The organism is Pseudomonas sp. B5(2017) (assembly GCF_002112825.1).
GTDB lineage: Bacteria > Pseudomonadota > Gammaproteobacteria > Pseudomonadales > Pseudomonadaceae > Aquipseudomonas > Aquipseudomonas putida_Z.
Map to the genome: position 1 here is coordinate 45,828 of NZ_NEIR01000006.1, position 14,998 is coordinate 60,825.

At 60.3% G+C, this 14,998-nt stretch carries 15 protein-coding genes; 14 read left to right on the forward strand and 1 reads right to left on the reverse strand.

All coding sequences use genetic code 11. The features are described 5' to 3' along the window. Nucleotides 1–16 precede the first annotated feature (16 nt). The 14 genes from CAG00_RS10615 to glmS all read left to right on the forward strand — a co-directional run bounded on the left by CAG00_RS10615 (nt 17) and on the right by glmS (nt 13,363). On the forward strand, nt 17–808 hold the full coding sequence (locus CAG00_RS10615; protein ID WP_012274913.1) for a ParA family protein: 792 nt from the start codon (nt 17–19) through the stop codon (nt 806–808). Nucleotides 809–817: 9 nt separating this feature from the next. Continuing rightward, nucleotides 818–1,690: a ParB/RepB/Spo0J family partition protein gene (locus CAG00_RS10620; protein ID WP_075046821.1), complete on the forward strand. Its 873-nt coding sequence runs from the start codon at nt 818–820 to the stop codon at nt 1,688–1,690. Nucleotides 1,691–1,839: 149 nt separating this feature from the next. Further along, nucleotides 1,840–2,247: a F0F1 ATP synthase subunit I gene (locus CAG00_RS10625; RefSeq protein ID WP_008092225.1), complete on the forward strand. Its 408-nt coding sequence runs from the start codon at nt 1,840–1,842 to the stop codon at nt 2,245–2,247. Between the two features lie 16 nt (nt 2,248–2,263). Further along, nucleotides 2,264–3,133 (forward strand): F0F1 ATP synthase subunit A, encoded by an 870-nt coding sequence (gene atpB, locus CAG00_RS10630; protein WP_003260030.1) that lies wholly within the window; start codon nt 2,264–2,266, stop codon nt 3,131–3,133. 144 nt (nt 3,134–3,277) lie between these two features. Beyond that, nucleotides 3,278–3,535 (forward strand): F0F1 ATP synthase subunit C, encoded by a 258-nt coding sequence (gene atpE, locus CAG00_RS10635; protein ID WP_003097235.1) that lies wholly within the window; start codon nt 3,278–3,280, stop codon nt 3,533–3,535. A 56-nt stretch (nt 3,536–3,591) separates the two neighbouring features. Continuing rightward, nucleotides 3,592–4,062 carry a F0F1 ATP synthase subunit B gene (locus CAG00_RS10640; protein ID WP_003260032.1) on the forward strand — a complete coding sequence of 157 codons (471 nt, stop codon included), beginning with the start codon at nt 3,592–3,594 and terminating at the stop codon, nt 4,060–4,062. 12 nt (nt 4,063–4,074) lie between these two features. Beyond that, nucleotides 4,075–4,611: a F0F1 ATP synthase subunit delta gene (locus CAG00_RS10645; protein ID WP_003253191.1), complete on the forward strand. Its 537-nt coding sequence runs from the start codon at nt 4,075–4,077 to the stop codon at nt 4,609–4,611. Nucleotides 4,612–4,632: 21 nt separating this feature from the next. Further along, nucleotides 4,633–6,177: a F0F1 ATP synthase subunit alpha gene (gene atpA / locus CAG00_RS10650; RefSeq protein WP_013974906.1), complete on the forward strand. Its 1,545-nt coding sequence runs from the start codon at nt 4,633–4,635 to the stop codon at nt 6,175–6,177. Between the two features lie 48 nt (nt 6,178–6,225). Beyond that, nucleotides 6,226–7,086, forward strand: coding sequence for a F0F1 ATP synthase subunit gamma (atpG, locus tag CAG00_RS10655; protein ID WP_013974905.1), 861 nt, complete (start codon nt 6,226–6,228; stop codon nt 7,084–7,086). A 27-nt stretch (nt 7,087–7,113) separates the two neighbouring features. Next, entirely contained in the window at nt 7,114–8,490 is a 1,377-nt protein-coding gene (atpD, locus tag CAG00_RS10660) for a F0F1 ATP synthase subunit beta (RefSeq protein ID WP_013974904.1), read from the forward strand. 43 nt (nt 8,491–8,533) lie between these two features. Continuing rightward, on the forward strand, nt 8,534–8,953 hold the full coding sequence (locus tag CAG00_RS10665) for a F0F1 ATP synthase subunit epsilon (RefSeq protein WP_003260039.1): 420 nt from the start codon (nt 8,534–8,536) through the stop codon (nt 8,951–8,953). Between the two features lie 121 nt (nt 8,954–9,074). Next, nucleotides 9,075–10,442: a bifunctional UDP-N-acetylglucosamine diphosphorylase/glucosamine-1-phosphate N-acetyltransferase GlmU gene (gene glmU / locus CAG00_RS10670; RefSeq protein WP_085664236.1), complete on the forward strand. Its 1,368-nt coding sequence runs from the start codon at nt 9,075–9,077 to the stop codon at nt 10,440–10,442. 305 nt (nt 10,443–10,747) lie between these two features. Then, nucleotides 10,748–11,524, forward strand: a complete 777-nt coding sequence (locus tag CAG00_RS10675; RefSeq protein ID WP_015268400.1) for a DeoR/GlpR family DNA-binding transcription regulator — start codon at nt 10,748–10,750, stop codon at nt 11,522–11,524. A gap of 3 nt (nt 11,525–11,527) precedes the next feature. Next, nucleotides 11,528–13,363 carry a glutamine--fructose-6-phosphate transaminase (isomerizing) gene (gene glmS, locus CAG00_RS10680; protein WP_085664237.1) on the forward strand — a complete coding sequence of 612 codons (1,836 nt, stop codon included), beginning with the start codon at nt 11,528–11,530 and terminating at the stop codon, nt 13,361–13,363. A 124-nt stretch (nt 13,364–13,487) separates the two neighbouring features. On the opposite strand, the gene lpdA is transcribed toward glmS, so the two are convergent. Beyond that, nucleotides 13,488–14,894, reverse strand: coding sequence for a dihydrolipoyl dehydrogenase (gene lpdA, locus CAG00_RS10685; RefSeq protein ID WP_085664238.1), 1,407 nt, complete (start codon nt 14,892–14,894; stop codon nt 13,488–13,490). Nucleotides 14,895–14,998: the final 104 nt, after the last annotated feature.

Genomic DNA, 14,998 nt, shown 5'->3' on the forward strand with positions numbered 1-14,998 from the left:
GGGAACACACGCAACAATGGCTAAGGTATTCGCAATCGCGAACCAGAAAGGTGGTGTGGGCAAGACAACCACCTGTATCAATCTCGCCGCCTCGCTGGCCGCGACCAAGCGTCGTGTGCTGCTGATCGACCTCGATCCGCAGGGCAACGCCACCATGGGCAGCGGTGTGGACAAGCACGAGCTCGAGCACTCGGTCTACGACCTGTTGATCGGGGAATGCGACCTGGCCCAGGCCATGCATTACTCCGAGCACGGTGGTTTCCAGTTGCTGCCGGCCAACCGTGACCTGACCGCCGCCGAAGTGGTGCTGCTGGAAATGCAGGTCAAGGAGAGCCGCCTGCGCAACGCCCTGGCGCCGATTCGCGAGAACTACGACTACATCCTCATCGACTGCCCTCCGTCGCTGTCGATGCTCACGCTCAACGCCCTGGTCGCCTCCGATGGCGTGATCATCCCGATGCAGTGCGAGTACTACGCACTGGAAGGTCTCAGCGACCTTGTGGATAACATCAAGCGCATCGCCGCCCGGTTGAACCCGGAGCTGAAGATCGAGGGCCTGCTGCGGACCATGTACGATCCGCGCCTGAGCCTGAACAACGATGTCTCGGCGCAGCTGAAGGAGCACTTTGGCCCGCAGCTGTACGACACGGTCATTCCGCGCAACATTCGCCTGGCCGAGGCCCCGAGCTTCGGCATGCCGGCCCTGGCCTACGACAAGCAATCGCGAGGCGCGCTGGCTTATCTGGCCCTGGCCGGGGAACTGGTACGCCGTCAACGCCGTCAATCACGCACTGCACAAACAACTTAAGGAATCCGTATGGCCGTCAAGAAACGGGGTCTCGGACGTGGGTTGGATGCACTGCTCAGTGGTCCTTCCGTCAGCGCGCTCGAAGAGCAGGCTGTGAAGATCGACCAGAAAGAACTGCAACACCTGCCGGTCGAGCTGATCCAGCGTGGCAAGTACCAGCCGCGCCGGGACATGGACCCGGAGGCGCTGGAAGAGCTCGCGCACTCGATTCGCAACCATGGCGTGATGCAACCGATCGTGGTGCGCCCGATCGATGGCAACCGCTTCGAGATCATCGCCGGTGAGCGCCGCTGGCGCGCCACCCAGCAGGCTGGCCTGGACAAGATCCCGGCGATGGTCCGCGAAGTGCCCGACGAAGCCGCCATCGCCATGGCGCTGATCGAGAACATCCAGCGCGAAGACCTCAACCCGCTGGAAGAGGCCCTGGCCCTGCAGCGGCTGCAGCAGGAGTTCGAGCTCACCCAGCAACAGGTGGCCGATGCCGTGGGCAAGTCGCGGGTGACCGTGGCCAACCTGCTGCGCCTGATCACCCTGCCTGACGCGATCAAGACCATGCTCGCCCATGGCGACCTGGAGATGGGCCACGCCCGTGCATTGCTCGGCCTGGAAGAACACCGCCAGGAAGAGGGGGCGCGTCATGTTGTCGCACGTGGCCTCACCGTGCGCCAAACCGAGGCACTGGTTCGTCAGTGGCTCAGCGACAAACCTGATCCGGTCGAACCGAGCAAACCTGATCCGGATATCGCACGCCTTGAACAGAGGCTCGCAGAGCGCCTGGGCTCGGCCGTGCAGATCCGCCATGGCAACAAGGGCAAAGGCCAATTGGTTATTCGCTACAACTCGCTTGACGAGTTGCAAGGCGTGCTTGCTCACATCCGCTGAAACAATTCCCGTTGTAGCGCGCAGTCGGAAATCACTACCGAATAGTTGAATAGGGGTTAATCCACCCCTATACTCTGCGCGCATTTTGTCGGCACAAATTATGCCAAGTCATAACTGACTTGCTGGTCGACTTCCGAGGAGCAGTTGTGATGGAAATCCGCACGCCAAACCGCCTGCCTTTCCATCGCTGGGCGGTTTTCCCGGTACTGCTGGCTCAATTCGTCGTACTGCTGCTGGCAACGTTGGTGTTGTGGCAGTGGAAAGGGGCGGTCAGTGGATATTCAGGCCTTTGCGGAGGTTTGATTGCCTGGCTACCCAATGTGTATTTCGCCTGGAAGGCTTTTCGCTTCAGCGGGGCCCGGGCGGCACAAGCCATCGTCAAGTCGTTCTACGCTGGCGAGGCAGGCAAGATGATTTTGACGGCAGTGCTTTTTGCACTGACCTTCGCAGGAGTGAAGCCACTGGCGCCGTTAGCAGTATTCGGCGTCTTCGTGTTGACCCTTTTGGTCAGCTGGTTCGCGCCCCTGCTGATGAATAAAAGACTTTCGAGACCTTAGGGCGTTTGAGGCAACCATGGCAGCAGAAACCGCTTCGGGCTATATCCAGCACCACTTGCAGAACCTGACCTACGGTCAACTACCAGACGGCAGCTGGGGCTTCGCCCATTCGGCTGCAGAAGCCAAGGCAATGGGCTTCTGGGCGTTCCACCTGGACACCCTGGGTTGGTCCGTCGCGCTGGGTCTGATCTTCCTGTTCATCTTCCGCATGGCGGCCAAGAAGGCGACTTCCGGCCAACCTGGCGGCCTGCAGAACTTCGTAGAAGTGATGGTGGACTTCGTCAACGGCAGCGTGAAGGACTCCTTCCACGGCCGTAGCCCGGTAATCGCTCCGCTGGCGCTGACCATTTTCGTCTGGGTATTCCTGATGAACGCCGTCGACCTGGTACCGGTCGACTGGATTCCTCAGCTGGCCATCCTGATCTCCGGTGACCCGCACATTCCGTTCCGCGCCGTGTCGACCACCGACCCGAACGCGACCCTGGCCATGGCCTTCTGCGTGTTCGCCCTGATCATCTTCTACAGCATCAAGGTCAAGGGCCTGGGCGGCTTCATCGGTGAGCTGACCCTGCACCCGTTCGGCAGCAAGAACATCTTCGTTCAGATCCTGCTGATTCCGGTCAACTTCCTGCTGGAATTCGTCACCCTGATCGCCAAGCCGATCTCGCTGGCACTGCGTCTGTTCGGCAACATGTATGCCGGCGAACTGGTGTTCATCCTGATCGCTGTAATGTTCGGCTCCGGCCTGCTGTGGCTCAGCGGCCTGGGTGTGGTGCTGCAATGGGCGTGGGCTGTGTTCCACATCCTGATCATCACCCTGCAAGCTTTCATCTTCATGATGCTGACCATCGTCTACCTGTCGATGGCCCACGAAGATAACCATTAAGACCGCCTGGCGTGTCTGATAGCCTTCCCCGCCTGTTCGGGGGGAGGGCTTAAAAAGTCCGCAAGGGCATGCTGTACCAAACGATTTGTTTTACCGCTTCAAACTAAAAACCTAACCAATACGACGTAAAAGTCGGGAGGAAAGATGGAAACTGTAGTTGGTCTGACCGCTATCGCTGTTGCTCTGCTGATCGGCCTGGGTGCTCTGGGTACCGCCATTGGTTTCGGCCTGCTGGGCGGCAAGTTCCTGGAAGGCGCTGCTCGTCAACCAGAAATGGTTCCGATGCTGCAGGTTAAAATGTTCATCGTTGCCGGTCTGCTCGACGCCGTAACCATGATCGGTGTTGGTATCGCTCTGTTCTTCACCTTCGCGAATCCGTTCGTTGGTCAGATCGCCGGCTAATCACTCGTCACCACGAGTTGATGGCTGTATGAATTAAGACCGAGCGAGGTGTTGGCGTGAACATTAATGCAACCCTGATTGGCCAATCCGTTGCTTTTCTGATTTTTGTACTCTTCTGCATGAAGTATGTATGGCCTCCGGTCATCACTGCCCTGCAAGAGCGCCAAAAGAAGATTGCCGACGGCTTGGACGCTGCCAACCGCGCAGCTCGCGACCTGGAGCTGGCCCAAGAGAAAGCGGGTCAGCAACTGCGTGAAGCTAAAGCACAGGCAGCCGAAATCATCGAGCAAAGCAAGAAACGCGCTGCTCAGCTTGTCGAGGAAGCCCGTGATCAGGCCCGCGTCGAAGCTGACCGTGTGAAAGCTCAGGCTCTGGCCGAGATCGAACAGGAACTGAACAGCGCTAAAGACGCCCTGCGTGCCCAAGTGGGTGCCCTGGCCGTTGGTGGTGCTGAAAAGATCCTTGGCGCCACAATCGATCAAAACGCGCATGCGGAGCTGGTTAACAAACTGGCCGCTGAAATTTAAGCGAGGGCGATCATGGCAGAACTGACCACGTTGGCCCGACCTTACGCTAAGGCTGCCTTTGAGCATGCCCAGGCCCATCAGCAACTGGCCAATTGGTCAGCCATGCTCGGCCTGGCTGCTGCGGTGTCGCAAGACGACACCATGCAGCGCCTGCTCAAGGCCCCGCGACTGACGAGCGCAGAAAAGGCCGCCACGTTCATTGACGTGTGCGGTGACAAGTTCAATGCACAGGCACAGAATTTCATTCATGTTGCCGCGGAAAACGACCGTCTCCTGCTTCTGCCGGAGATTGCCGCCCTGTTCGACCTGTACAAGGCCGAGCAAGAGAAATCCGTGGACGTGGAAGTCACCAGTGCCTTCGCGTTGAACCAAGAACAGCAAGACAAACTCGCCAAGGTTCTCAGTGCACGGTTAGGCCAGGAAGTGCGCCTGCACGCGTCGGAGGATGCCAGCCTGATTGGCGGCGTCGTCATCCGCGCTGGTGACCTGGTAATCGATGGCTCTGTTCGCGGCAAAATCGCGAAACTGGCCGAAGCATTGAAATCTTGAGTTTGAAGGGGCAGCAGAGCAATGCAGCAACTCAATCCTTCCGAAATTAGTGAAATCATCAAGGGCCGCATCGACAACCTCGATGTGAGCTCCCAAGCCCGTAACGAAGGTACCGTTGTTTCGGTATCCGACGGTATCGTGCGGATCCACGGTCTGGCCGACGTCATGTACGGCGAAATGATCGAGTTCCCTGGCAGCGTATTCGGCATGGCCCTGAACCTGGAGCAAGACTCCGTAGGTGCAGTGATCCTGGGTGCCTATGACACCCTCGCCGAAGGCATGAGCGCCAAGTGCACCGGTCGCATCCTGGAAGTTCCGGTCGGCAAAGGCCTGCTGGGCCGCGTCGTCGACGCTCTGGGTAACCCGATCGATGGCAAAGGTCCTCTGACCACCACCGAAACCGACGCGGTCGAAAAGGTCGCTCCAGGCGTGATCTGGCGTAAGTCGGTAGACCAGCCTGTACAGACTGGCTACAAGTCCGTCGACGCCATGATCCCTGTCGGCCGTGGCCAGCGCGAGCTGATCATCGGTGACCGTCAGATCGGCAAGACCGCCATGGCCATCGACGCCATCATCAACCAGAAAGACTCCGGTATTTTCTGTGTTTATGTTGCTGTCGGCCAGAAGCGTTCCACCGTTGCCAACATCGTTCGCAAGCTGGAAGAAGCCGGCGCCCTGGCCAACACCATCGTGGTCGTTGCCAGTGCTTCGGAATCCGCCGCACTGCAGTTCCTGGCGCCATACGCCGGCTGCACCATGGGCGAGTTCTTCCGTGACCGCGGTGAAGACGCCCTGATCGTTTACGATGACCTGTCCAAGCAGGCCGTTGCCTACCGTCAGATCTCCCTGCTGCTGCGCCGTCCACCAGGACGTGAAGCGTACCCAGGTGACGTGTTCTATCTCCACTCCCGTCTGCTGGAGCGTGCATCGCGCGTTTCGGAAGAGTACGTCGAGAAGTTCACCAACGGTGCTGTGACTGGCAAAACCGGTTCCCTGACCGCCCTGCCGATCATCGAAACCCAGGCTGGCGACGTTTCCGCCTTCGTTCCGACCAACGTGATTTCCATCACCGACGGTCAGATCTTCCTGGAATCGGCCATGTTCAACTCGGGCATCCGCCCTGCAGTGAACGCCGGTGTTTCGGTATCCCGCGTAGGTGGTGCCGCTCAGACCAAGATCATCAAGAAGCTGTCCGGTGGTATCCGTACCGCTCTGGCTCAGTACCGTGAACTGGCTGCATTCGCCCAGTTCGCTTCCGATCTGGACGAAGCGACCCGCAAGCAGCTGGAGCATGGTCAGCGCGTTACCGAACTGATGAAGCAGAAGCAGTACGCGCCGATGTCCATCGCGGACATGGCCCTGTCGCTGTACGCCGCTGAGCGTGGCTTCCTGACTGACGTAGAAGTCTCCAAGATCGGTAGCTTCGAGCAAGCACTGATCGCCTTCTTCAACCGTGATCACGCTGAACTGATGGCGAAGATCAACGTGAAGGGTGACTTCAACGACGAAATCGATGCAGGCCTGAAAGCCGGTATCGAGAAGTTCAAGGCCACCCAGACCTGGTAAGCCGCAGCGGGGGCTCAGGCCCCCGCTTGCTAACCTGATAGGTGATACATGGCAGGCGCAAAAGAGATTCGCAGTAAGATTGCGAGCATCAAAAGCACGCAAAAAATTACCAGCGCCATGGAGAAAGTGGCGGTCAGCAAGATGCGCAAAGCACAAATGCGCATGGCTGCTAGCCGTCCTTACGCGGAGCGTATCCGCCAGGTGATCGGTCATCTGGCCAACGCCAACCCGGAATACCGCCACCCGTTCATGATCGAGCGCCCTGTAAAGCGCGCCGGTTATATCGTGGTGAGCAGTGACCGTGGTCTGTGCGGTGGCTTGAACACCAACCTGTTCAAGGCCCTGGTCAAGGACATGAACGAAAACCGCGAACAGGGCGTGGAAATCGACCTGTGCGTGATCGGCAGCAAGGGTGCGACTTTCTTCCGCATCTTTGGCGGTAACGTCGTAGCCGCGATCAGCCACTTGGGCGAAGAGCCATCGATCAACGATCTGATCGGCTCCGTCAAAGTAATGCTGGACGCCTACCTGGACGGCCGTATCGATCGCCTCTCGGTGGTTTCGAACAAGTTCATCAACACCATGACCCAGAAGCCAACGGTCGAGCAATTGGTACCGTTGGTGGCAACCCCGGATCAGGATCTCAAGCATCACTGGGACTACCTGTACGAACCCGACGCAAAAGAGCTGCTGGACGGCTTGATGGTGCGTTACGTGGAGTCGCAGGTGTACCAGGCGGTGGTCGAGAACAACGCTGCTGAACAAGCGGCCCGGATGATCGCCATGAAGAACGCCACAGACAACGCCGGTGATTTGATCAAAGAGCTTCAGTTGATCTACAACAAGGCGCGTCAGGCTGCGATCACCCAGGAGATCTCGGAAATCGTCGGCGGCGCTGCCGCGGTTTAACGGTTCAAATATTCAGAGGATCCAGCTATGAGTAGCGGACGTATCGTTCAAATCATCGGCGCCGTCATCGACGTGGAATTCCCACGTGACGTCGTGCCGAGTGTTTACAACGCGCTGAAAGTACAAGGCGCGGAAACCACCCTGGAAGTTCAGCAGCAGCTGGGCGACGGCGTGGTTCGTACCATTGCGATGGGCTCGACCGAAGGCCTGAAGCGCGGTCTGGAAGTCGTTGACTCCGGCGCTGCCATTTCCGTTCCTGTTGGTAAGGCCACCCTGGGCCGTATCATGGACGTACTGGGCAACCCGATCGACGAGGCCGGCCCGATCGGCGAAGAAGAGCGTCGCGGTATCCACCAGCCAGCGCCTTCGTTCGCTGACCAGGCAGGCGGTAACGACCTGCTGGAAACCGGCATCAAGGTTATCGACCTGGTTTGCCCGTTCGCCAAGGGTGGTAAGGTTGGTCTGTTCGGTGGTGCCGGTGTCGGCAAGACCGTAAACATGATGGAACTGATCCGTAACATCGCCATGGAACACAGCGGTTACTCCGTGTTCGCTGGTGTGGGTGAGCGTACTCGTGAGGGTAACGACTTCTACCACGAGATGAAGGACTCCAACGTTCTCGACAAGGTAGCACTGGTCTACGGTCAGATGAACGAGCCACCAGGAAACCGTCTGCGCGTAGCGCTGACCGGCCTGACCATGGCCGAGAAGTTCCGTGACGAAGGTAACGACGTTCTGCTGTTCGTCGACAACATCTATCGTTACACCCTGGCCGGTACCGAAGTATCCGCACTGCTGGGCCGTATGCCTTCGGCAGTAGGTTACCAGCCGACCCTGGCTGAAGAGATGGGCGTTCTGCAAGAGCGTATCACCTCCACCAAGGAAGGTTCGATCACCTCCGTTCAGGCCGTATACGTACCTGCGGACGACTTGACCGACCCGTCGCCAGCGACCACCTTCGCCCACTTGGACGCCACCGTCGTTCTGTCCCGTGACATCGCCTCCCTGGGTATCTACCCAGCGGTCGACCCACTGGACTCGACTTCGCGCCAGCTGGACCCGAACGTGATCGGCAACGAGCACTACGAGACCGCTCGTGGCGTTCAGTATGTTCTGCAGCGCTACAAAGAGCTGAAGGACATCATCGCGATCCTGGGTATGGACGAACTGTCCGAAGCCGACAAGCAACTGGTAGCCCGCGCTCGTAAGATCCAGCGCTTCCTGTCGCAGCCGTTCTTCGTGGCCGAAGTCTTCACCGGTTCCCCAGGCAAGTACGTTTCCCTGAAAGACACCATCGCTGGCTTCAGCGGCATCCTCAAAGGTGACTACGACCACCTGCCAGAACAAGCGTTCTACATGGTCGGCAGCATCGACGAAGCGATCGAGAAAGCCAAGAAACTGTAATTCCTGCGCCCCGCAAGGGGCGCTATCAGGTTGAGGCAAGCAGATGGCTATGACAGTCCATTGCGATATCGTCAGCGCGGAAGGAGAGATCTTCTCCGGCCTGGTCGAGATGGTAGTTGCGCACGGTAACCTAGGTGATCTTGGTATCGCTCCGGGTCACGCGCCGCTGATCACCAATCTCAAGCCTGGTCCGATCACGCTGACCAAGCAGGGTGGCGCCCAAGAGGTGTTTTACATCTCTGGTGGTTTCCTCGAGGTTCAGCCGAACATGGTCAAGGTGCTTGCCGATACCGTGCAACGTGCTGCAGACCTGGATGAAGCTCAGGCTCAGGAAGCCCTCAAGGCTGCCGAGAACGCCCTGAATCTGAAAGGCGCGGACTTCGACTACGGCGCCGCCGCCGCACGTCTGGCCGAGGCCGCAGCTCAGCTGCGTACCGTCCAGCAAATGCGCAGAGGCAAGTAATCGGCCCTCGGCTGATAACTTCTGTAGCGATTGAGTAAAAGGGTAGCCTCGGCTACCCTTTTTCTTTTTCTGATTTCTCCCCCCGGTCATTTCACTGACCACCCAGGATTGGTAGCCAGTAATGTCACTCGATATCGTTATTCTCGCCGCCGGCCAAGGCACCCGCATGCGCTCGGCGCTGCCCAAGGTGCTGCACCCGGTAGCCGGCAACTCCATGCTCGGCCATGTTATCCACAGCGCGCGCCAGTTGCAGCCGCAAGGTATTCATGTGGTCATTGGCCATGGTGCCGAGCTGGTTCGCGAGCGCCTGGCCGCCGACGACCTGAACTTCGTCATGCAGGACAAGCAGCTGGGTACCGGCCATGCGGTTGCCCAGGCACTACCGGGCTTGACCGCCGAAACCGTGCTGGTGCTGTACGGTGATGTGCCGTTGATCGAAGTGGAAACCCTGCAGCGTCTGCTGGCCAAGGCCAACGAGCAGCAGCTGGGCCTGCTCACGGTGACCCTCGACGACCCGACCGGCTATGGCCGCATCGTGCGTGACGAGCAGGGCAAGGTGACCGCCATCGTTGAGCACAAGGACGCCAGCGATGCGCAGAAAGCGATCAAGGAAGGCAACACCGGTATTCTGGCCCTGCCAGCCGCGCGCCTGGCCGACTGGATGGGCCGTCTGTCGAACAACAACGCTCAGGGCGAGTATTACCTGACCGACGTCATCGCCATGGCTGTGGCCGATGGCCTGGTGGTGGCTACCGAACAGCCGCACGACCCGATGGAAGTGCAGGGCGCCAACGACCGTCGCCAGTTGTCGGAGCTGGAGCGCCACTACCAGTTGCGCGAAGGCCGTCGCCTGATGGCCCAGGGTGTCACCCTGCGCGACCCGGCGCGTTTCGATGTCCGCGGTGAAGTGACCGTTGGCCGTGACGTGCTGATCGACATCAACGTGATTCTCGAAGGCAAGGTGGTCATCGAGGATGATGTGCAGATCGGCCCTAACTGCGTGATCAAGAACACCACCCTGCGCAAAGGCGCAGTGGTCAAGGCCAACAGCCACCTCGAAGGCGCCGTGATGGGCGAGGGCAGCGATGCCGGCCCGTTCGCCCGCCTGCGCCCCGGCAGTGTGCTGGATGCCAAGGCCCATGTGGGTAACTTCGTCGAACTGAAAAACGCCCACCTCGGGGAAGGCGCCAAGGCCGGTCACCTGACCTACCTGGGCGATGCCGAAATCGGTGCGCGCACCAACATCGGCGCCGGCACCATTACCTGCAACTACGATGGCGCCAACAAGTTCAAGACCGTGATGGGCGAGGACGTGTTCATCGGCTCGAACAACTCGTTGGTAGCGCCTGTGGAAATCAAGGCTGGTGCGACCACTGCTGCCGGTTCGACCATCACCCAGACCGTGGAGGCAGGCGACCTGGCGGTAGCTCGTGCCCGTCAGCGCAACATCTCGGGTTGGAAGCGGCCGGAGAAGATCAAGAAGAGCTGAGTTATACACAGCTGTTTCGATCGAAAGCCGACTTATGTGAATAAGTCGGCTTTTTATTTTGCGGCATATCGCACCCTCTGTAGGAGCGGCCTTGTGTCGCGATGGGCTGCAAAGCAGCCCCGGCAATTTCTGTTTTCCCTCGAAAACCTGGGGCCGCGCTGCGGCCCATCGCGACACAAGGCCGCTCCTACAGAAGCCGCGCAAGTGTAGAGAGAATCTATCCACAGGGCAGTGACAACTTGACGAATCGCTCATCTTAGGTTTTGATTGCCACCATTATCTTTCGAACCGAAACTTAAGCGCTCATGTCGAAACGAAACACCCCGCAGCGGCGGCACAACATCCTGGCTTTGCTCAGCGAGCAGGGCGAGGTGAGTGTGGACGCGTTGGCCAAGCGTTTCGCTACCTCGGAAGTCACCATCCGCAAGGACCTCGCTGCCCTCGAAACCAACGGCCTGTTGCTGCGGCGCTACGGTGGCGCGGTCCCGGTGCCACAAGAGTTGCTCGGTGAACCTGCCCAGCCGGTGTCTTCCTATAAAAAGGCCATCGCCCGCGCCGCCGTGGCACGTATCCGCGAACATGCGCGCATCATCATCGACAGCGGTAGCACCACGGCAGCCATGATCCCCGAACTGGGGCGCCATCCTGGCCTGGTGGTGATGACCAATTCGATGAACGTGGCCCGCGCCATCTGCGACCTCGAACACGAGCCGGTGCTGCTGATGACCGGTGGCACCTGGGACCCGCATTCCGAGTCGTTCCAGGGCCAGGTGGCCGAGCAGGTGTTGCGCTCCTACGATTTCGACCAACTGTTCATCGGCGCCGACGGCATCGACCTCGGCCGCGGTACCACCACCTTCAACGAACTTCTCGGGCTGAGCCGGGTCATGGCCGAAGTCGCCCGTGAAGTGATCGTGATGGTCGAATCGGACAAGGTAGGGCGCAAGATCCCCAACCTCGAGCTGCCCTGGGGCAGCGTGCACACCCTTATTACTGACGAACGCCTGCCCGCAGCGGCACGCGAACAAATTCAAGCCCGCGGCATCAACCTGATCTGCGCCGCGATCAGCCAGGAGCAATAAACCATGTGTGGAATCGTTGGTGCCGTCGCCGAGCGCAACATCACAGCCATCCTGATCGAAGGCCTCAAGCGTCTTGAGTACCGCGGGTACGACAGCGCCGGCCTGGCCGTCCTCACCCAGAACGGTGAACTGCAGCGCCGTCGCCGTATCGGCAAGGTCAGTGAACTGGAAGCCGCTGTTGCCGCCGAGCCACTGGCCGGCCAGCTGGGCATCGCCCACACTCGCTGGGCCACCCACGGTGCGCCGACCGAGGGCAACGCCCACCCGCACTTCTCGGGCAATGAAGTGGCCGTGGTGCACAACGGCATCATCGAGAACCACGAAGAACTGCGCGAAGAGCTGAAGGGCCTTGGCTATGTCTTCACTTCGCAGACCGATACCGAAGTCATCGTCCACCTGATCCACCACACCCTGAAGAGCATTCCGGACTTGACCGATGCCCTGAAGGCTGCGGTGAAGCGCTTGCATGGTGCTTACGGCCTGGCGCTGATCAGTGCCAAGCAGCCTGACCGCCTGGTAGCCGCACGCAGTGGCAGCCCGCTGGTCATCGGCCTGGGCCTGGGCGAGAACTTCCTGGCGTCCGACCAGCTGGCCCTGCGCCAGGTCACCGACCGCTTCATGTACCTGGAAGAAGGCGACATTGCTGAAATCCGCCGTGACCAGATCTCCATCTGGGACCAGGATGGCCACAAGGTCCAGCGCGAAACCGTGCAGTACCACGAAGGTGCCGAAGCTGCCGACAAAGGTGCCTACCGCCACTTCATGCTCAAGGAAATCCACGAGCAGCCAAGCGTGGTGCAGCGCACCCTGGAAGGCCGCCTGGGCAAGGACAACGTGATGGTCCAGGCCTTCGGCCCGCAGGCTGCCGAACTGTTCGCCAAGGTGCGCAACGTGCAGATCGTTGCCTGCGGTACCAGCTACCACGCCGGCATGGTCGCCCGTTACTGGCTGGAAAGCCTGGCCGGGATCCCGTGCCAGGTTGAAGTGGCCAGCGAGTTCCGTTACCGCAAGGTGGTAGTGCAGCCGGACACCCTGTTCGTCTCCATCTCGCAATCTGGCGAAACCGCAGACACCCTGGCCGCACTGCGCAACGCCAAGGAGCTGGGCTTCCTCGGTAGCCTGGCGATCTGCAACGTCGGTATCAGCTCGCTGGTGCGTGAGTCGGACCTGACCCTGCTGACCCTGGCCGGCCCGGAAATCGGCGTGGCCTCGACCAAGGCTTTCACCACCCAGCTGGTTTCGCTGATGCTGCTGACCCTGGCTCTGGGCCAGGTGCGCGGTACCCTGGAAGCCGGTGTCGAAGCCGAGCTGGTTGAAGAACTGCGCCGCCTGCCGGCCCGCCTGGGCGAAGCCCTGGCCATGGACGCCACCGTCGAGAAAATCGCCGAGCTGTTCGCCGACAAGCACCACACCCTGTTCCTCGGCCGTGGTGCGCAGTACCCGGTGGCGATGGAAGGTGCGCTCAAGCTCAAGGAAATCTCTTACATCCACGCCGAAGCCTACCCGGCAGGCGAGCTGAAGCACGGCCCGCTGGCGCTGGTGGACAGCGACATGCCAGTGGTAACCGTTGCGCCGAACAACGAACTGCTGGAGAAGCTGAAGTCCAACCTGCAGGAAGTACGCGCCCGTGGTGGCGAGCTGGTAGTGTTTGCCGACGAGCAGGCCGGCATGACCAATGGCGAAGGTACCCACGTGATCAAGGTGCCGCACATCGCCGACGCCCTGGCGCCGATCCTGTACACCATCCCGCTGCAGCTGCTGTCGTACTACGTCGCCGTGCTCAAGGGCACCGACGTGGACCAGCCGCGTAACCTGGCCAAGTCGGTTACGGTCGAGTAAGCCAGAAGCCAGGGGCGCTTTGCGCCCCATCACGACACAAGGCCGCTCCACAGGAAATTGCGTTCTCCTGTAGGAGCGGCCTTGTGTCGCGATGGGCTGCAAAGCAGCCCCCGGCTATCTCACATCAAATCTGCATCGCCATCCCGTCCACATTCATCGCTGCCTGGCGCAAGGCCTCGGAGCGGGTCGGGTGGGGGTGGCAGGTGAGGGCGATGTCTTCCGCCGAGGCCGAGAACTCCATGGCCACGCAGAACTCACCAATCATCTCGCTGACACTTGGGCCTACCAGGTGCACACCCAGCACTTCGTCGGTCTCGGCATCGGCGATGACCTTGGCGAAGCCTTCGGTCTCGTGGTTGATCTTGGCCCGGCTGTTGGCCGTGAACGGGAACTTGCCGACTTTATAGGCACGCCCTTCGGCCTTGAGCTGCTCTTCGGTCTTGCCCACGGTGGCCAGCTCCGGGCGGGTGTAGATCACGCCAGGGATAAGGTTGTAGTTGACCTCGTGGGGCTTGCCGGCGATGCGTTCGATGCAGGCCACCGCTTCGTCTTCGGCTTTGTGCGCCAGCATCGGACCGGAGGTGACGTCGCCAATCACCCAGATACCCGGCACGGAAGTGCGGTGGTGGTCGTTGCCGAGCATGCCGCGCTTGTCGGTTTCCAGGCCCACGCTTTCCAGGTTCAGCCCTTTGGTATAGGGGCGTCGTCCGATGGCGACGAGTACATAGTCAGCTTGCAGCGTTTCTGCGGTGCCACCGGCGGCCGGCTCCAGGGTCAGGTTCACGCCATCGGCGCTGGCGCTGGCGCTGGCCTGGGTCACCTTGCTGCCCAGCTTGAACACCATGCCTTGCTTGGCCAGGGCCTTCTGCAGGGTCTTGGCGGTTTCTTCGTCGGTACCCGGGCAGATGCGGTCGAGGTATTCGATGACCGTGACCTGGCTGCCCAGGCGGCGCCATACCGAACCCAGCTCAAGGCCGATCACGCCGGCGCCGATGACGACCAGGTGCTTGGGCACCTGTGGCAGCGACAGCGCGCCGGTCGAGTCGATGATGCGCTGGTTGTCGATGGTCACGCCCGGCAGGGGCGTAGGTTCGGAGCCGGTGGCAATGACAATGTCCTTGGCCTGCAGTGCGGTTTCGCTACCGTCCTCAGCCTTGACCACGACCTTGCCGACGCCGTCCAGGCGGCCCCAGCCCTTGATCCAGTCGACCTTGTTCTTGCGGAACAGGTACTCGATGCCCTTGGTCAGGCCGGTCACGCTCTCGTCCTTCTGTTTCATCATCTGGGCGAGGTTGAGGGTAGGTTTGACTTCGATACCGAGGTGGGCGAACTCGTCACCACTGGCGGCTTCGTACAGCTCGGAAGCATGCAGCAACGCCTTGGAGGGCATGCAGCCCACGTTCAGGCAGGTGCCGCCCAAGGTCTGGCGGCCTTCCACGCAGGCTACGCTCAGGCCCAGTTGGCCGGCGCGGATGGCTGCGTTGTAGCCGCCAGGGCCACCGCCGATGATCACCACGTCATAGGATTTCATGGGTTCAACTCCAGGATGAAGAAGCGCAAGAGGGGCACAAGGTTAAGCTGAGATGCAAAAATTGTATACAATCTGCTGCGTGGATAAGATCAGTTGGTTCTAGA